The sequence below is a fragment of the Paraburkholderia fynbosensis genome (genome assembly GCF_902859935.1).
In the GTDB taxonomy this organism is placed as follows: Bacteria; Pseudomonadota; Gammaproteobacteria; order Burkholderiales; family Burkholderiaceae; genus Paraburkholderia; species Paraburkholderia fynbosensis.
In genome coordinates, this window is record NZ_CADIKI010000012.1 from 212,134 (window position 1) to 228,764 (window position 16,631).

General features: G+C 65.0%; 15 protein-coding genes and 2 tRNA genes. 13 read left to right on the forward strand and 4 right to left on the reverse strand.

Annotation, left to right across the window (positions count from 1 at the left end):
* Positions 1-149: 149 nt before the first annotated feature.
* Positions 150-1,346, reverse strand: coding sequence for a nicotinate phosphoribosyltransferase (pncB, locus tag HV770_RS21100; RefSeq protein WP_175162665.1), 1,197 nt, complete (start codon positions 1,344-1,346; stop codon positions 150-152).
* Between the two features lie 291 nt (positions 1,347-1,637).
* On the opposite strand from pncB, the gene fdxA reads away from it, so the two are divergent.
* The 8 genes from fdxA to HV770_RS21140 all read left to right on the forward strand — a co-directional run bounded on the left by fdxA (position 1,638) and on the right by HV770_RS21140 (position 6,438).
* Positions 1,638-1,961, forward strand: coding sequence for a ferredoxin FdxA (gene fdxA / locus HV770_RS21105; protein ID WP_168794833.1), 324 nt, complete (start codon positions 1,638-1,640; stop codon positions 1,959-1,961).
* A gap of 115 nt (positions 1,962-2,076) precedes the next feature.
* Positions 2,077-2,152: transfer RNA gene (locus HV770_RS21110), tRNA-Asn, on the forward strand.
* 62 nt (positions 2,153-2,214) lie between these two features.
* Positions 2,215-2,290 (forward strand) — tRNA-Asn (locus HV770_RS21115).
* Positions 2,291-2,562: 272 nt separating this feature from the next.
* Complete coding sequence (locus tag HV770_RS21120) at positions 2,563-3,039, forward strand: CreA family protein (RefSeq protein ID WP_175162666.1); 477 nt, start codon at positions 2,563-2,565, stop codon at positions 3,037-3,039.
* Between the two features lie 202 nt (positions 3,040-3,241).
* A complete protein-coding gene (locus tag HV770_RS21125) occupies positions 3,242-4,072 on the forward strand; it encodes a helix-turn-helix transcriptional regulator (protein WP_175162667.1) in 831 nt (276 codons plus the stop codon).
* Between the two features lie 191 nt (positions 4,073-4,263).
* A complete protein-coding gene (locus HV770_RS21130; RefSeq protein WP_246291056.1) occupies positions 4,264-5,070 on the forward strand; it encodes an AzlC family ABC transporter permease in 807 nt (268 codons plus the stop codon).
* The gene (locus tag HV770_RS21135; RefSeq protein ID WP_175162668.1) at positions 5,067-5,390 is read left to right on the forward strand and encodes an AzlD domain-containing protein; all 324 of its coding nucleotides are present in this window, start codon (positions 5,067-5,069) and stop codon (positions 5,388-5,390) included. The genes HV770_RS21130 and HV770_RS21135 overlap by 4 nt, the downstream gene beginning before the upstream one ends.
* Positions 5,391-5,670: 280 nt before the next feature.
* Positions 5,671-6,438: a DUF4088 family protein gene (locus tag HV770_RS21140; RefSeq protein ID WP_121315341.1), complete on the forward strand. Its 768-nt coding sequence runs from the start codon at positions 5,671-5,673 to the stop codon at positions 6,436-6,438.
* A 101-nt stretch (positions 6,439-6,539) separates the two neighbouring features.
* On the opposite strand, the gene HV770_RS21145 is transcribed toward HV770_RS21140, so the two are convergent.
* The 3 genes from HV770_RS21145 to HV770_RS21155 all read right to left on the reverse strand — a co-directional run bounded on the left by HV770_RS21145 (position 6,540) and on the right by HV770_RS21155 (position 9,802).
* The gene (locus HV770_RS21145) at positions 6,540-8,669 is read right to left on the reverse strand and encodes an ATP-dependent helicase (RefSeq protein ID WP_175162727.1); all 2,130 of its coding nucleotides are present in this window, start codon (positions 8,667-8,669) and stop codon (positions 6,540-6,542) included.
* Between the two features lie 314 nt (positions 8,670-8,983).
* The gene (locus HV770_RS21150) at positions 8,984-9,250 is read right to left on the reverse strand and encodes a hypothetical protein (RefSeq protein WP_175162669.1); all 267 of its coding nucleotides are present in this window, start codon (positions 9,248-9,250) and stop codon (positions 8,984-8,986) included.
* Between the two features lie 96 nt (positions 9,251-9,346).
* Positions 9,347-9,802 carry a hypothetical protein gene (locus tag HV770_RS21155; protein ID WP_175162670.1) on the reverse strand — a complete coding sequence of 152 codons (456 nt, stop codon included), beginning with the start codon at positions 9,800-9,802 and terminating at the stop codon, positions 9,347-9,349.
* Between the two features lie 276 nt (positions 9,803-10,078).
* Here HV770_RS21155 and HV770_RS21160 point away from each other — a divergent pair, with 276 nt between their 5' ends.
* The 5 genes from HV770_RS21160 to fumC all read left to right on the forward strand — a co-directional run bounded on the left by HV770_RS21160 (position 10,079) and on the right by fumC (position 16,598).
* Complete coding sequence (locus HV770_RS21160; RefSeq protein ID WP_011489423.1) at positions 10,079-10,297, forward strand: RNA-binding S4 domain-containing protein; 219 nt, start codon at positions 10,079-10,081, stop codon at positions 10,295-10,297.
* A 281-nt stretch (positions 10,298-10,578) separates the two neighbouring features.
* Complete coding sequence (locus HV770_RS21165; protein ID WP_175162671.1) at positions 10,579-11,991, forward strand: MATE family efflux transporter; 1,413 nt, start codon at positions 10,579-10,581, stop codon at positions 11,989-11,991.
* Positions 11,992-12,265: 274 nt separating this feature from the next.
* Positions 12,266-13,225, forward strand: coding sequence for a ketopantoate/pantoate/pantothenate transporter PanS (gene panS / locus HV770_RS21170; protein WP_175162672.1), 960 nt, complete (start codon positions 12,266-12,268; stop codon positions 13,223-13,225).
* Between the two features lie 281 nt (positions 13,226-13,506).
* Positions 13,507-15,183, forward strand: coding sequence for a phospholipase D family protein (locus tag HV770_RS21175; protein WP_175162673.1), 1,677 nt, complete (start codon positions 13,507-13,509; stop codon positions 15,181-15,183).
* Positions 15,184-15,197: 14 nt separating this feature from the next.
* Positions 15,198-16,598 carry a class II fumarate hydratase gene (fumC, locus tag HV770_RS21180; RefSeq protein ID WP_121315347.1) on the forward strand — a complete coding sequence of 467 codons (1,401 nt, stop codon included), beginning with the start codon at positions 15,198-15,200 and terminating at the stop codon, positions 16,596-16,598.
* The last annotated feature ends 33 nt before the right edge of the window (positions 16,599-16,631 follow it).

Here is a 16,631-nt window from a genome sequence, read left to right on the forward strand (position 1 = left end):
TGTCGACAGCCGTGCAAAGTGACGAGGATTATACCGGCCACCCTCCACGTGAACACCCTGGCCGAACGGCATATTGCCAGCCAGCTCGCGCGCATTCAAAGTAGTCACCAATGAACGGGCGCATGAACTCGCACGAGGTGTGAAGTGTGTTACTTCGCTGCCTCTTCTTCGGGTTGCGCGATGCCGAATACCTGGCGCAGATACGCGAGATAAGCCTTGTCCTCGCACATGTTCTTGCCCGGCGAGTCCGACAGCTTCGCCACCGGCTGACCATTGCAGCGAACCATCTTGATGACGATCTGCAACGGGTTGTAGCCGAGGTCGTTGGTCAGATTGGTGCCGACGCCGAACGCCAGTTTGCAGCGGTCGCGAAAGCGCTCGTACAGTTGCAGCACCTTCGGGATGTCGAGCGCGTCGGAGAACACGAGAATCTTGGTGCGCGGGTCGCAGCGGTTCGCCTCGTAGTGCTTGAGCAGGCGCTCGCCCCAGTCGAACGGATCGCCGGAATCGTGGCGCGCGCCGTCGAACAGTTTGCAGAAGTACATGTCGAAGTCGCGCAGGAAGGCCTGCATGCCGTACACGTCGGACAGCGCAATGCCGAGGTCGCCGCGATATTCCTTCGCCCACATCTCGAAGCCGAAGGTCTGCGAGTCGCGCAACCGGGGGCCGAGCGCCTGGCACGCCTGCAGATATTCATGCGCCATCGTGCCGAGCGGTGTGAGGCCGTGCTTCATCGCATAGAAGACGTTGCTGGTGCCGGCGAACTGCTCGCCGAGACCGTCTTTCAGCGTGAGGATCACCTCCTCGTGCCATTGCTTCGAGAAGCGGCGGCGCGTGCCGTAGTCGGCGATCTTGCAGTCGGCGAATTCGGGGCGCGCGCCCAGCAACTGGATCTTCTCGACCAGACGGCCGCGCCCCTCGCTGTAATCGGGCTTTTGCTGGGTGTTGCGGAAATAGACCTCGTTGACGATCGCAAGCATCGGAATCTCGAACAGGATCGTATGCAGCCACGGCCCTTTGATCTCGATGTCGATCTCGCCATTCCCCTTCGGCGACGGCTCGATCGAAATGTATTTCTCGTTCAGATGAAACAGAGCGAGAAACTCGATGAAGTCGCCCTTGATGAAGCGCATGCGCCGCAGGTAGTCGAGTTCGTCGTCGGTGAAACGCAGGTCGCAGAGCTTGCGCACTTCGTCGCGAATCTCGCCGATATACGGCACGAGATCGATATTCGGCGTACGGCAGCGGAAACGGTACTCCACATTCGCGGCGGGAAAATGATGCAACACCACTTGCATCATCGTGAACTTGTACAGATCGGTATCGAGCAGCGAAGTAATAATCATGATGGTGCGAACTGGACCGCGGGAAAAACGAAAGGCCGGACTCAAGCCATGCGCGTTGGACACGCCCGTGCGCGTCGACTTGACGCATGTTACCCGAATGCGCCCAAATTCAGCGCGCCGACGAACGCTTGCATCACGGGCCCGAAGCAATCCCCCCGCGGGCGCCATAAACTAATCACGAAAACATATAAAAAGGCATTGCCCGATGCTGTATGTGCCTCTTGACGTTACGTTACAATAGCGCTTTTGGCGCTTGCGCCTCCCCTGATTCCGCATGCAGGAGCTGCCTGAATGACTCACGTTGTGACCGAAAGCTGCATCAAGTGCCGCTATACCGACTGCGTCGATGTGTGCCCGGTGGACTGCTTTCGCGAAGGTCCCAACTTCCTCGCGATCGATCCCGATGAGTGCATCGACTGTGCTGTGTGCGTCGCCGAATGCCCGGTGAACGCCATTTATGCCGAAGAAGATGTGCCGGGCGACCAGCAGAATTTCATCGAGCTGAATGCCGATCTCGCGAAGAACTGGCCGAGCATCACCAAGACCAAGGCCCCGCTGCCGGAAGCCGACGAGTTCAAGGATGTGAAGGAAAAGCTCGAGCTGCTCGCACGCTGAGCGCCGCAGCCTGTCACGCCCCGCCAGATTCGCAATTAGACCAAGATGAACGCAGGGTATTGACAGGCGCTAAAGCTGCCTCTAAAATTTCGCTTCTCTGCTGTTGTTGTTCTGTTCCTCGATAGCTCAGTCGGTAGAGCGCCGGACTGTTAATCCGTAGGTCCCTGGTTCGAGCCCAGGTCGAGGAGCCAAGAATTGCAAAAGCCCGTTAACCAAGACGGGTTTTTTTATGTAGATCGAGTTGTACTGCTGTTCCTCGATAGCTCAGTCGGTAGAGCGCCGGACTGTTAATCCGTAGGTCCCTGGTTCGAGCCCAGGTCGAGGAGCCAAAAAATTTTGAAAGGCCCGCATCCGTGCGGGCCTTTTTCTTTTTGTGCACCGCGCGTCGCTGGCCCCGATCGCTGGATCGCCATCATGGCCTGCTCGAGGCTAGCGTTTGCGTTGCCTGCTTCGTATTGCCTGCTCGTGAACATCGGCGGCGGCTGACGCAGCTGATCTGGCTCATCGGCCTCGGCCCTCTTCCGTGCATGCCGTTATACGATGGCGCTTTCCCGGCGCGCGCCGCGCCCAACCGCTCGCTCATATTCATATCGCCACGCCCATGAAACCCACCTCGTTGCGCATCGCGCTCGCCGTCGCCGCAGCACTGATGCTGCCTTCGGCGCATAGCGAAGAAGTCGCCAGCGTCAATACCAACTTTCGCATCACGGGTTCCGACCGCGTGGTCGTCGAGGCCTATGACGATCCGATCGTTCAAGGCGTGACCTGCTACGTGTCGCGCGCGCGGACGGGCGGCGTCAAGGGCACGCTCGGCATCGCCGAAGATCCGACCGAAGCGTCGATCGCCTGCCGCCAGGTCGGCGCGCTTCATTTCACGGGACCGGTGAAGCAGCAGGCCGATGTGTTCACCGTCAGCATGTCGCTCATCTTCAAATCGTTGCACGTGGTGCGCGTGGTCGACGCGAAGCGCAACACGCTGGTGTATCTCACGTACAGCGACCGGGTCGTCAGCGGCAGCGCGAAAAACAGCGTGAGCGCCGTGCCGATGCCGCCCGGGACGACGATCCCCGTCAGGTAAGCACCACGTTATGCCAGACACGCGGGACACACTGCGAAACGCCTCGATGCGGCAATGCCGCGGTCCGACACTCCCGCCACCGCCTGCTCGTCAGACGTTGCAGCTCAAGCCAACCCGTCGAACCCGCGCGGCGGCCAAATGCCAGGCCGGTGCCGCGAGCGCTCGCGACGCGCTACACTGACCGTCCTGCCGGACCTTCATCATGCCCGCCGCCCATCGCTTCCAGGACTCTGCCCGCTACTGGCGCACGCCGCTTCTGCCCGGCGCGGACCTGCTCACCGCCGAATACCACGATCACGAGTTCACGCCGCATTGGCACGATGCGTACACGATTCCGGTGATCGTCGCGGGCGCGGAAGGGTATCGGTATCGCGGCGCCGATTACGTCGCCGAAGCGGGCGGCGTGCCGATCATCAATCCCGGGGAGCTCCATACGGGTTCGAAGGCGGTGGAGGCGGGCTGGCGGTATCGCGTGATGTATGCGCCGGTGGATTTCATCCACGATCTCGCGAGCGAGCTCAGCGGCAAGCCGCAGGCGCTGCCGTTTTTTGCGCCCGGCGTGATCCGCGATCCCGATCTGGCCATGCGGCTCGCGCGCGCGCACCGTCTGCTGGAAGCGGGTGACGATGCGCTCGCCGCCGAAGCCGCGATGCTCGACGCGCTGTCCACGCTGCTGGTCCGTTACTCGCAGACGCAACCAGCGCCGTCCCTGCTCGCCACCGACGATGCGCGCGTCGCGATCATGCAGGAGCGTCTGACCGGCGATCTCATCGAACCCGTTACGCTCGCCGACGTTGCGCGGGCGGCGGGGTTGTCGCCGTTTCACGCGGCGCGCCTTTTCGCGCAGGCGACGGGCTTGCCGCCCCATGCCTGGCGCAACCAGGTGCGTTTGCAGCGCTCGCTCGCGCCGTTGCGCGCCGGCGTGTCCGTGACGGATGTGGCTGCGGCGAGCGGCTTCACCGATCAGAGTCATTTCACGCGGCATTTCCGACGCATGTTCGGGGTGCCACCGGGGCGCTGGCAGGGAGTGTGAGCGGCGTTTGGGTGGGATGCGGCCGGGCGCGTTGCGCACGAGGTATGGAGGTTTGCGTGCCTTTTTCCACCTTTCCCCTCACCTCACCGAGCTAAGCCGATCTGAACCGGGCCACTCCCCACCCCGCCGCAAGAACGTACAAGACTGCCCCGCACGACTCCCACTATGCTTCCCCAATCAAGGAGGCAAGATTGACCCATTCCATCCTCGGCCAGCCCACTCGCACAGGCCATTTCAAAGAATTCGCCGCCGGCGCGCGCGACATCATTCCGATGATGGTCGGCGCGGCGCCGTTCGGCGTCATTTTCGGCACCCTCGTCGCATCCGGCCCGCTGCATCTGTGGCATGGCCAGTTGATGTCGCTCGTCGTATTCGCGGGCTCCGCGCAGTTCATCGCACTCGGCCTGATCGCCGGCCACGCGAGCTTCGCCGTGATCTGGGCGACCACGCTCGTCGTCAATCTGCGTCACGTGCTGTATAGCGCGACGCTCGCGCCGCACGTCGCGCATCTGTCGGCGCGCTGGCGCTGCGTGCTCGGCGCGCTGCTCACCGACGAAGTCTTCGCGGTCGCCTGGGAGCACTACCGGCATCGCGAAGCCGGCACGGTCGGCCCGCACTATTTCTTCGGTGCAGGACTCGCGATGTATCTGAACTGGCAGCTCTGGACGGTCGCCGGCCTGCTGTTCGGCGCGGCCTTTCCGGGCCTGCAATCGCTCGGACTCGACTTCGCGATGGTCGCGACCTTCATCGCGATCGTCGTGCCGCAGCTTGTCGCGTTGCGCTACATCGCGGCGGCGGCTACCGCGGGCACGCTGGCGTTCTTCTGGCAGGCGTGGCCATACAAGCTCGGCCTGCTCGGCGCGGTGTTCGCGGGCGTGGCGGTCGGCGTCCTGCTGTCGATGTCACGGTCCAATCCACGCAAAACACGCAACACCCGTGGCACGCACGGCACTCGTCACACACGCGGCGCCCGCGACACCGCGGAGGCCTCGCGATGAACTACGTCGTCCTGATCCTCGGCATGGCGGTCATCACGTGGGTGATCCGGGCCGCTGTTTTCGTCCTCGGCGAGCGGCTGGTGTTCGCGCCGCTCGTGCGCACCGCGCTCGGTTTCGTGCCGGTGACGGTGCTAACCGCGATCATCGTGCCGATGGCGATTTCGCCGCACGGCGCCGATGCCGAACTGACCTGGCGCAATCCGCAACTGGTCGGCGCGCTGGCCGCCGTCGTCGTCAGCGCGCTCACGCGGCGGCCGCTGCTGACCATCGCGGTCGGCCTGACAGTGTTCTTCGTCTGGCAATGCGTGGTGCTGAAATAGCACCGGGCACCCGTCATCGCGACATCGGCGTCGCCCGGGCTTGCACCACGCGCAGGCCTGCCGGGCGACGCTTTCCTCCAGAGCGCCCGACTCGCGCGCCCTCAAGTTCCCCTCAAATCGGCCGATATCAAGTCGAGGTCCGCGTATCGGGATGCGTCCCGTTGATTGCGCGGCAACACGCTGGAATCAACCGCGTCGGCAGCCGGCGTCGCGTCATCCGGGTCCGCCGGCGGCCGGGAGTCGTGACGATGCCATGCGGCAGGATCAAACGGGAAAACACATGGGTCAAATCACCCTCAAGCTCAAAGACGAGACCATTGCGTCGCTGCGCAAGGATTTCGACGCTTTTCTGCGGGTCTCGCTGAAGCTCGACCCGCAGTTCGCGACACCGTCGTTTGAGGACTTTTTGCGCGCCAAGCTGCTCGACAACATGGTGCCCCTGACTGAACACGCGGTCCAACGGATGCTACAGGGCGGCCAGTACGCCTGGGCCAAACGCACCCTGGACAAGGAGTTTCCCGACGTCGTCGCGATCCTGATGCGGCAGGCGGGCGAGTTCGGTTTCGGCTTCGCGGCCCGTTCGGAATGGACCCCGGAGGAGCTCGCCAAGCAATGTCGCGACTGGGCGGCGGCGATCGTCAAGGAAGCGGAAGGCGACGCGGCGCAGGTCGATCCGCTCGCCGCGCAGATCAAGAGCGCGGCGCAGGACATTCAGGCACTCGAGGAAGTCATGCAGACGCCCGCGTGGCGGCTCGTCGAATCGTTGCGCCAGCGGGTCTACGAGGCGAAGGTGGCGTGCGAAACGAGCGTGGGCAGCACCGCGCGCGAGAAGCTCGGCGAGTTGCGCGGATTGTTGCGCCTGGGGATTTCGCACGGCTCGTTCCAGAAGCAGGAAGCGCAGCAGATCATGGAATACCTGCGTCTGCTCAAGCCGGAGATTTTCGTCGAAGAGCCGTATGACGTGTTTTCACGTCTCGCGGCTTGGCTGCGCAATTTCTTCGTGCCGCCGCGTCCGGCACCGCAACAGCAGCAACGACAGTCGCGCTGAATTTGCACGCGGTGCCCTAGCACCGCGCACCAGCCGGGCTGCGCTTCTGCGGCCCGCAGCACTCACCGCGTTCCGCCGAGCCAAAGCGCCCGCTACGGCGCTCAATCCCACATCTTCCTGAGCTTCGCCCCGATCTCGATCTTCGCGCGCGCGGCCGCGGCGAGGCCGGCCGCCGTCGGTGCGCTGGGCACGGGCACGCGCGGCCACGCATACGCATCGAACAACGGCATCAGGTGCGCGGGAATGAAGCGCGTACGCGACGCCCACACGTGGCGATCGCCCATATGCGTCTGGTTGTGCACGTAAAAACGCTGCGGCACGACGATATGCAGGTCCTCTTTCGCACGCGTCATCGCCACATAGAGCAGGCGCCGCTCCTCGTCGATTTCGTCCTCGCTGCCGGTGCCGAGATCGGAAGGAATGCAGCCGTCGACGCCATTCAGCACGAACACGTTGCGCCACTCCTGCCCCTTCGCCGAATGGATCGTCGACAGGATCAGGTAGTCCTCGTCGATCAGCGGCACGCCGGATTCGTCGCTGGTGGCGTCGGGCGGATCGAGCGTCAGCTCGGTCAGAAAGCGCTCGCGCGACGGATACGTGCCCGCGATGCTTTCCATCTGCAATACGTCCGCGTGACGGATCGCGGCGTCCTCGTGATTGCGTTCGAGATGCGGCTCGTACCAGCGCCGCACCATTTCGAATTCGCCGGGCCACGGCGTCTGCCGCCCATACACGCTCGACATCAGCTTGACGAACGGGTGCCAATCCTCCTGCGCGCGGGCTGGCGCCGTGAACGCTGCCAGCGCGCTCGCAGCCGTGTCGACGGGATTGCCGCCACCCGCGCGCGCGACGATCTCGTCGAGCACCTTTGCCGCCGTGGCCGGCCCGACGCCCGGCAACAACTGCACGACGCGAAACCCGGCGACGCGGTCGCGCGGATTCTCCGCCCAGCGCAGCACCGCGAGCACGTCCTTCACATGCACCGACTCGAGAAATTTCAGCCCGCCGAATTTGACGAACGGGATATTGCGCCGGGTGAGCTCGATCTCCAGCGCGGCGCTGTGATGCGCGGCGCGAAACAGCACCGCCTGCGACTTCAGCTTCATGCCCTGCTCGCGCGCCTCCAGCACCTGTTCGACGATGTAGCGCGCCTGATCGGCTTCATCGGCGACCGTGACGAGACGCGGGCGTTGCGCCGACGCCTTGTCGGTCCACAGGTTCTTCGTGTAGCGCTCGCTGGCGAGTTCGATCACCGCATTCGACGCGGCGAGGATCGGCGCGGTCGACCGGTAGTTGCGTTCGAGCGTGACCTGGCGCGCGGGCGGATCGAACTGCGCGGGGAAGTCGAGAATGTTGCGCACGGTCGCGCCGCGAAACGAGTAGATCGACTGCGCGTCGTCGCCGACCACGGTCAGCCCGCGTCCGTCCGGCTTCAGTGCGAGCAGGATCGACGCCTGCAGGCGGTTGGTGTCCTGATACTCGTCGACCAGCACGTGGTCGAAACGCGCCGACAGGTCCGCCGCGATGGCCGGCTCCCCGGCCATGTGCGACCAGTAGAGCAGCAGATCGTCGTAATCCAGCACGCTCTGCTTCTGCTTCGCCTCGACATACGCCGCGAACAGCATGCGCAGATCGGCTTCCCACTCGCGGCACCACGGAAACGCGTTCTCCAGCACATGGCCGAGCGATGCGCCCGTGTTCACCACGCGCGAATAGATGGCGAAGCAGGTGCCCTTCGCGGGAAAGCGCCGCTCCTTCGCGGACAGCCCGAGTTCGTGCCGCACCAGGTTCATCAGGTCGGCGGAGTCTTCGCGGTCGTTGATCGTGAAGGACGGCGCGAGCCCGATCAGATCGGCGTATTCGCGCAGCAGCCGTGCGCCGACGCTATGGAACGTGCCCGACCACGTGAGCCCTTGCGCGAGCGCGGCCCGGGCGCCAAGCGCCGCACCGGCGATGCGCGTGACGCGGCGGGTCATCTCGAGCGCCGCACGGCGCGAAAAGGTCAGTAGCAGGATGCGGCGCGGATCGGCGCCCTTCACCACCAGATTGGCGACGCGGTGCGCGAGCGTGTTGGTCTTGCCGGAACCGGCGCCCGCTATCACCAGCAGCGCGCCGGGCGGCGCACTGGGCGTATCGGCGCCGTACTCGACGGCTTCGCGTTGCGCGTCGTTGAGCTTCGCCAGCCAGGCGGCGGTGTTGAAAGGCGGCGGAGATTCAGCGACGGAGGGCACGGTGGATTTGGCGTTGAGCGGATTCAGGATGGCGACGCACACTGTATATCCATACAACCATCGACGACAAGCGACCCTTTTTTTGGCGTTGTTTGCTGGGTGTGGCTACAGGGGCGAGCGCCTGCAGCAGCTGGGAAAACGAACGCGCTGCCGCGAACCGCGCTCGCGGTGCACGGCGACAACAGAGTTCCTGGAACACGCAAAAAATGGCCCGTGCGTCTTCACGCAATGGGCCATTTTCTTGTCAAGGGCGGCGACGCAACGCGCCGCTCGCGAAGTTTCTCGCGCCTCGCCTCGCGTGCCGAGGCTAAGCCTTACTGCTGCTTCTTCGCATCCTTCACATTGGCTTCGGCGTTGGCCTTGTCGGCGTCGGCCTGCGCGTCGGTTTTCTTCTTGTCGGCCTTGGCTTGGGCGACAGCCGCCTTCTTGTCGGCCTTAGACTGCTCCTTGGCGGCCTTCTTGTCCGCGTGGGTGACGGGTGCGGCGGCCGGATCGCTAGCCTGCGCAAACGCCACCGACGACAGACAACCCGCGATCAGCGCGGCATACATTCGATTCTTCGTGGACTGCGTGATCTTCATCCGATACCTCCGTGAAACGTGAAACGAAAGTGCGGCGTGACAGCCAACGCCGAGCCAACCTGGAGCCAACCCCGACCGTCCGCCCGCGTTCGACGCTCAATGCTTGACGTCGGCGCCGTGCGCCTGGGTGGCGGTCTGGCCTTCCATGTTCATCTTCATTTCATTGTTGGCGGCTTGCTTGTCCGCCTTCTGGTTGATCTTCGCGTCGCGCACCTGCTCCTTGTACTGCGCCTTGGCGGCCTTCTGCTGATCCTTCAGCTCGGTCTTCGACGCCTTCTTCGACGCGCGGTACTCGGCGTTCGCCTTCGCGTTGGCGTCACGCTTTTGCACCAGCGGATCGGTCGAGCCCGACGCCGTCAGACGGGTCGGCGCCGGCGTCACCGGCTGCACGCCCTGCGCGGCGGGCGCGGCGGGTGCGAGGTCGGCACCCTGGGTCTGGATCTGTGCCTGGCCACCGATGCCCGCAGCCGGCTGCGCGGTCTGCGCTACCGCGGCGGTAGCGGCAAAAGCAGTGAGGGCGGTACCGATCAGGAGTGAATGAATCTTGGTCATGGCAAATCCTCTCTAAGTTGTTGTGGCGCGGGCGCGGTGTCCGGCGTCGCGCAAGGTGCGTGGACATGTTCAGGCATCCAGCAAGCTTTGCTACATGGCCGCACTTTACGAGTGAAATTCACGACACGCGACCCCTGTTACGGAGGGTTTCACTTTCCGCCAGTTGCATAACGACTGCTTGCAATTGCTTGCGCGGAGCCCGTCTTCATCATGAGTTTCATCGGGAGCAAGCTTCTGCCTTATGATGCGAACCCTTTGCCTGAAGGTGCAAACCCCATGCCCAACCTCGATTTCACGCTCACCGGCGACTACGTCGAACTGCACAATCTGCTGAAGATAACGGGCCTCGCGGACAGCGGCGGGTCGGCAAAAATGATGGTTGCCGACGGCGCCGTGACCGTCGATGGCCGGGTCGAGACGCGTAAAACCTGCAAAATCCGGGCGGGCCAAGTCGTGCTGCTGGGCGACACGCGCATCGCGGTCCACGAGGCCTGAAGGCCCGCCTGCCCGCGCTCCAACGCCCGTCCGAAGATTCGCAGTATCACGCGCACCAAAAGCGTGCTTCTTTGATCGACATCGCCGCTGCAAGGCAATAAGCTGTCGGTTTCGACAGAAAACCCTCGGCCGACACGACCGGCTCACGCCCGCGCCGCGCTTTCCTTCGCCGACGCTTGCCGGACTGCCGCTGACACGCGCCGCCACCGGCGCGCGCGGCAAGCACCGCGCGCAGTGCGCGTGCGCCGTCAGGCTGTCGCCACTTCCGCCGCAAGCGCTTCATGACTCAATCCGGCTTCACCCGAGTGGCCACGCGGCCGCCGACCTTCTCCCGCCACGCGGCCGACACCGCCCGGCTCGCCGCGCCGCTCGCCATCGCGCAGCTGTCGCAGATGGCGATGAGCGTCACCGATACGATCCTGCTCGGCTCGCTCGGCCCCGATGCACTCGCCGCCGGCGGGCTCGGCGCGAACCTGTTCTTCGTCGTCGTGACGCTGCTGCAAGGGGTGCTGACCTCGGTCAGCGTGAGCGTGTCGCATGCGCGCGGCGCGCAGGACGACAGCCGCGTGCCGCATATCTACTGGACCGGCTTCGTGCTGTCCGTGCTGCTGTCGGTGCCGGCGTTCTTCCTGTTGTCGTTCTCGTCGCACATCCTGCTCGCGTTCGGCGAGCCGGGGCTGCTCGCGCACAACGTCGGCGAATATGCGGCGGTGCTGCGCTGGGGCGCGCCCGCGAGCCTGATCGGCGTCGGCCTGATGCGCTCGTTCCTGCCGGCGATCGGCGCGGCACGGCGGCTCTTGTGGGTGTCGATCGCGAGCGTAGTCGTGAACGCGTTTCTGAATTACGGCCTGATCCACGGCGCGTGGGGATTGCCGCGCCTTGGCTTTCTCGGCTCGGCGGCCGCGACTTCGATCACGGTCTGGCTGACCGCGCTCGTGTTGATGGCGCTGCTGCATCTGCGGCCGCGCTTTCGCCATTTCGTCGTCGCGACGCGGCCCAATGTGCCGCTGATGGGCGAGCTGTTCGGCATCGGCTGGCCGGTGGCGATCACCTATGGCGTCGAGTCGACGCTCTTTCTCGCCACCGGACTGATGGTCGGCCTGCTCGGCGAGTCACAACTGGCGGCGCATCAGATCGCGCTGAACGTCGCGTCGGTGGCCTTCATGGTGCCGCTCGCGATCGGCCAGGCGGCCAACGTCCGAGTGGGCTTCTGGGACGGCGCCGGGCAGCCGCTCGCCGCGCGCCACGCGGGCTTCGTGGCGCTGGCGCTCGGCGTCGGCTTCATGATGTTGTCGGGAATCGTGCTGATCGCGGCGCCGCACTGGATCGTCGGTCTCTATCTGCATCTGGACGACCCGGCCAATGCGGCGACGGTCGCGCTGGCAAGTTCGCTACTCGGCGTGGCCGCGATCTTCCAGATCGTCGACGGCATGCAGACGGTCGGTTCCGGCTGCCTGCGCGGTCTGAAGGACACCCGCGTGCCGATGATCGCCGCGGCGTTCGGTTACTGGGTCATCGGCTTTCCGACCGGCTATACGCTGGCGTTCCACTTCGGCCTCGGCGCCCGCGGTTTGTGGTGGGGGCTCGCGGCCGGCCTCGCGAGCGTCGCGGTGCTGATGACGCTGCGCTTTCACAAGCTGAGCTTGCGGCGTGTGCCGGGCGGACAGCTTACGCCGCCGGTCCGGTCGCCCTGACCACCCCCCGAACCGCCCCGCAAACCACCCGCTGACGGCCGCCGCGCGGCAAAAGGTAGAATAGCCGGCTCGATGCGTCGGCGCGCACCCGCGCCACGCGCCAGGATTGCGCCAGCACGCCCCACAAAGGCCGGCGCCGCCCCAAGGCTCACCCTCGCCGCCCGGCATGCCGCTTTCTCGCGGCAGACTTCCCGAGCGCCCGCCGCCGCTGCCCGACGGCCCGCTCGACCGACCCTCGTTTCTCGCGATAAAACATAACCAAGGACCACCCGTCATGCTTGCCCGCGTCACCCGCTTATTTCCGCTTTGGGCCGTGCTCGTCTCGATCGCCGCGTACTTCTCGCCCACGTCGTTCGCCGGCATCTCGCCGCACGTCACCACGCTGCTCACGATCATCATGCTGGCGATGGGCGTGACACTGTCGGTCGCCGATTTCCAGCGTGTCTTCACGCGCCCCGCGCCGGTGATCGCGGGCATCGTCCTGCACTACCTCGTGATGCCGCTCGCCGCGTGGGTGATCGCCAAGGCGCTGCGCATGCCGCCGGATCTGACCGCCGGCATGGTGCTGGTGGGCAGCGTGGCGAGCGGCACGGCGTCGAACGTGATGATCTATCTGGCGCGCGGCGACGTGGCGCTGTCGGTGACGATCAGCGCGCTGTCGACGCTCGTCGGCGTGTTCGCGACGCCGCTGCTTACGCGTCTGTATGTGGACGCGTCGATCGCCGTCGACGTGCACGGCATGCTGATGAGCATCCTGCAAATCGTCGCGCTGCCGATCGTGGTCGGCCTGATCGTGAATCGTCTGTTCAACAAGACCGTGCGCAAGATCGAACCGGTTCTGCCGCTGATCTCGATGGTCGCGATCCTGCTGATCATCGGCGCGGTGGTGGGGGGCACGCAGAAGAGCATCGCATCGGTCGGTCTCCTGGTGATGCTGGGTGTGGTGCTGCACAACGGCATCGGCCTGCTCGGCGGCTACTGGGGCGGGCGTCTGCTCGGCTTCGACGAAGCCGTCTGCCGCACGCTCGCGATCGAAGTGGGCATGCAGAACTCGGGCCTCGCCGCGACGCTCGGCAAGCTGTATTTCACGCCGATCGCGGCCTTGCCGGGCGCGCTGTTCTCGGTGTGGCACAACCTGTCCGGCTCGCTGCTCGCGGGCTACTGGGCGGGACGTCCGGCGAAAGGCTCGACGCATCCCGACGGCGAGCGTGCGTTGAACGCCGGGCGCAGCTAAAGCAACCCGGCCCATACGCCGCGATCGCAGGTTTGCAAAGCGATGGCGGCAACGCTCCACATGAGCGCATCGATTCGACTGCGGCCATTGCCGGCATGCTCTGCGCGTGCCGGCAATGGCCGCAGTGCAATCCACCTCGCCGTCAAAGTCCGTCAGGACGCTCACACGGCAGCCCCAGAGCCGCGCCCGCCGCGATTCCCCTTAGAATGCCGTTCTCGACAGCGTGAGCAAGCCATCCGCGCTGCCGTCACGAGAAGCTTGCAAACAAGGGGGAAAACAGCGTGCCGGGGTATCGCGAACAGAATCACAGCGCAGTGCAACACAAGCGCGTATTTGCCGCATCATTGAGAGAGTCCCCTTGGGGGGCAACGAGACGTTTCTTCCTGCTGTGCTGTGCCAGCGCATTCCTGAGCGCCTGCGCGACCAGACCGCCCGCCACCGCGTTCGACCGTCCGGTCACGCACGCCCTACCCGCCACCGAAATCACGCCGCTGCGCACCGCGCTCGCGCCGCTCGAATCGGCGCATCCGGAGCAGTCGGGTTTCCGTCTGCTGTCGAACGGCACCGACGCCTTGCAGATGCGCATCGCGCTCGCCCGCGCGGCGACCAGAACCCTCGACATGCAGTACTACATTGCCAACGAGGACACCACCGGCAAGCTGCTGCTCGGCGCCGCACTCTACGCGGCCGATCACGGCGTGCGGGTGCGCATGCTGGTCGACGATCTGAACTTCAAGGACATCGACCGCATCATGGCGGGCCTGAATTCGCACGAGAACATCGAGATCCGCGTCTTCAATCCGTTCGGCAGTGCGCAGGAAGGCATGGTCGAACGCGCGACGAACCTGTTCACACAGATCGGCCATTTCACGCGCCGCATGCATAACAAGGCGATGATCGCGGACAACCAGCTGGCGATCGTCGGCGGCCGCAATCTGGCCGACGAATATTTCAGCGCGAGCGAAACGCTGCAGTTCCGCGACCTCGACGTGCTCGCCGCCGGCCCCATTACCGCCGACATCTCCGCCAGTTTCGACGACTACTGGAACAGCAGCATCGCGTACCCGCTGCGCGCGCTGAACGAGCAGAAGTTCGACGCGAAGGAGCTCGACCAGACCCGCGACGACTTGCGCCAGCACTGGCGCACCAATGCCGATCCGTACAACGCGAAACCGCTCAACGCGACGCCGCTCGCGGCGCAGATCGCGAGCGAGCAGCTCGGCCTGACGTGGGCGCGCGCCGAGTTCAAGGCGGACCGGCCGGAGAAGATCGAACATCCGTCGCCGGACTACGTCAGTCCGCCGATGCAGCGGCTCGGCGAACTGATGCGCGACGCGCGCCAGGACTTCCTGATCATTTCGCCGTACTTCGTTCCGCACGATGCCGGCGTCAAGGCGGCCGGCGAGCTGACGCAGCGCGGCGTGCGCATCGCCGTGCTGACCAACTCGCTCGCCGCGACCGACGCCGTCGCGGTGCAGGCGGGCTACAGCCCGTATCGCGTGCCGCTGCTGCAACAAGGCGTCGAGTTGTATGAATTCAAGCCGCGCCAGGAGACGCCGCTCGCGGGCATTGCGGGTTCGCGTTCGCGCGCGAGCCTGCATGCGAAGACCTATGTGATCGACCGCAAGATTCTGGTGATCGGCTCGATGAATCTCGATCCGCGCTCGGCCAACCTGAACACCGAACTGGCGCTGGTGATCCACAGTCCACCGCTCGCGGCCCACGTCGCGCAGATCTTCGAGCACGCCACTTCGCCCGAGCAGAGCTATCGCGTCACGCTCGCCGACGACGCCCAGCTCGCCTATCTGCGCTCGATCGGCGCGCCGCTCTCGCCGCTCGTGTGGACCGACGTCGACCACGGCATGCGCCGCACCTACATTTTTGACCCACAGGCAGGGTTATACCGGAACGCGCTAACAGGTCTATTCTCCCTATTGCCCGTCAACGCAGAACTTTGAAAGCGGAGTGAAACATGACTGAAGACGTACGAATGGAGCGCGACACGTTCGGCGAGATCGCCGTGCCGAACGCCCGTCTGTGGGGCGCGCAAACCCAGCGCTCGCTGCAGAACTTCCGTATTTCGACCGAGAAGCAGTCGCCCGAGCTGATCACCGCGCTGGCCGTCATCAAGCGCGCCGCCGCCGAGGTGAACCACGGCCTCGGCGTGCTCGACGAGAGCAAGGCCAAGGCGATCATGCAGGCGGCCGACGAGATCATCGATGGCAAGCATCCCGAAGAATTTCCGCTCGCGGTCTGGCAGACCGGCTCCGGCACGCAGACCAACATGAACCTCAACGAGGTGATCGCGAACCGTGCGAGCGAGCTGCTCGGCGGCGAGCGCGGCGAAGCGCGCAAAGTACATCCGAACGACGACGTGAATCGCGGCCAGTCGTCCAACGACGTCTTCCCGACGGCGATGCACGTGGCTGCCGCGTATGCGATCGTCAAGCATCTGCTGCCGGCGCTGAAGACGCTGCGCGACACGCTCGACGGCAAGGCGAAGGCCTTCGCCGACATCGTCAAGATCGGCCGCACGCACTTGCAGGATGCCACCCCGCTCACGCTCGGCCAGGAGTTTTCGGGCTACGTCGCGCAACTCGATCATGGCATCCGTCACGTGGAAGCGACGCTGCCGCATCTGTACGAACTCGCGCAAGGCGGCACGGCGGTCGGCACGGGCCTGAACGCGCATCCGCAGTTCGCGGACAAGGTCGCGGCGGCGATCGGCAAGCTGACCGGCCTGCCGTTCGTATCGGCGCCGAACAAGTTCGAAGTGATGGCCGCGGCCGATGCGCTGGTATTCGCGCACGGCGCGTTGAAAACCGTCGCGGCGAGCCTGAACAAGATCGCCAACGACATCCGCTGGCTCGCGAGCGGCCCGCGCTGCGGCCTCGGCGAGCTGTCAATTCCGGAAAACGAACCGGGTAGCTCGATCATGCCGGGAAAGGTCAACCCGACCCAGTCCGAAGCGCTGACGATGCTCTGCTCGCAGGTGTTCGGCAACGACGTCGCGGTGAATATCGGCGGTGCGAGCGGCAACTTCGAACTGAACGTGTTCCGGCCGATGATCGCGCATAACGTGCTGCAATCGGTGCGTCTGCTCGCCGACGGCGCGCAGAGTTTCAACGACAACTGCGCGGTGGGCATCGAGCCGAATCGCGAGCGCGTCGATACTTTGCTGAACGAATCGTTGATGCTGGTGACGGCGCTCAATCCGCACATCGGCTACGACAAGGCCGCGCAGATCGCGAAAAAGGCGCACAAGGAAGGCACCACGCTGAAGGCCTCGGCACTCGCGCTCGGCTTCGTCACCGAGCAGCAGTTCGACGAATGGGTGCGGCCGAAGGATATGGTCGGGCATTCGGCGGGGTGAAACGCGCGGGGGTTGCGCCTGCGGCGTGATGCG

Bases quoted from the DNA above. Each gene is read 5' to 3' on its own strand.
- pncB (WP_175162665.1), bottom strand. From the start codon at position 1,346: ATGATTATTACTTCGCTGCTCGATACCGATCTGTACAAGTTCACGATG.
- fdxA (WP_168794833.1), top strand. From the start codon at position 1,638: ATGACTCACGTTGTGACCGAAAGCTGCATCAAGTGCCGCTATACCGAC.
- HV770_RS21120 (WP_175162666.1), top strand. From the start codon at position 2,563: ATGAAACCCACCTCGTTGCGCATCGCGCTCGCCGTCGCCGCAGCACTG.
- HV770_RS21125 (WP_175162667.1), top strand. From the start codon at position 3,242: ATGCCCGCCGCCCATCGCTTCCAGGACTCTGCCCGCTACTGGCGCACG.
- HV770_RS21135 (WP_175162668.1), top strand. From the start codon at position 5,067: ATGAACTACGTCGTCCTGATCCTCGGCATGGCGGTCATCACGTGGGTG.
- HV770_RS21140 (WP_121315341.1), top strand. From the start codon at position 5,671: ATGGGTCAAATCACCCTCAAGCTCAAAGACGAGACCATTGCGTCGCTG.
- HV770_RS21150 (WP_175162669.1), bottom strand. From the start codon at position 9,250: ATGAAGATCACGCAGTCCACGAAGAATCGAATGTATGCCGCGCTGATC.
- HV770_RS21155 (WP_175162670.1), bottom strand. From the start codon at position 9,802: ATGACCAAGATTCATTCACTCCTGATCGGTACCGCCCTCACTGCTTTT.
- HV770_RS21160 (WP_011489423.1), top strand. From the start codon at position 10,079: ATGCCCAACCTCGATTTCACGCTCACCGGCGACTACGTCGAACTGCAC.
- HV770_RS21165 (WP_175162671.1), top strand. From the start codon at position 10,579: ATGACTCAATCCGGCTTCACCCGAGTGGCCACGCGGCCGCCGACCTTC.
- panS (WP_175162672.1), top strand. From the start codon at position 12,266: ATGCTTGCCCGCGTCACCCGCTTATTTCCGCTTTGGGCCGTGCTCGTC.
- fumC (WP_121315347.1), top strand. From the start codon at position 15,198: ATGACTGAAGACGTACGAATGGAGCGCGACACGTTCGGCGAGATCGCC.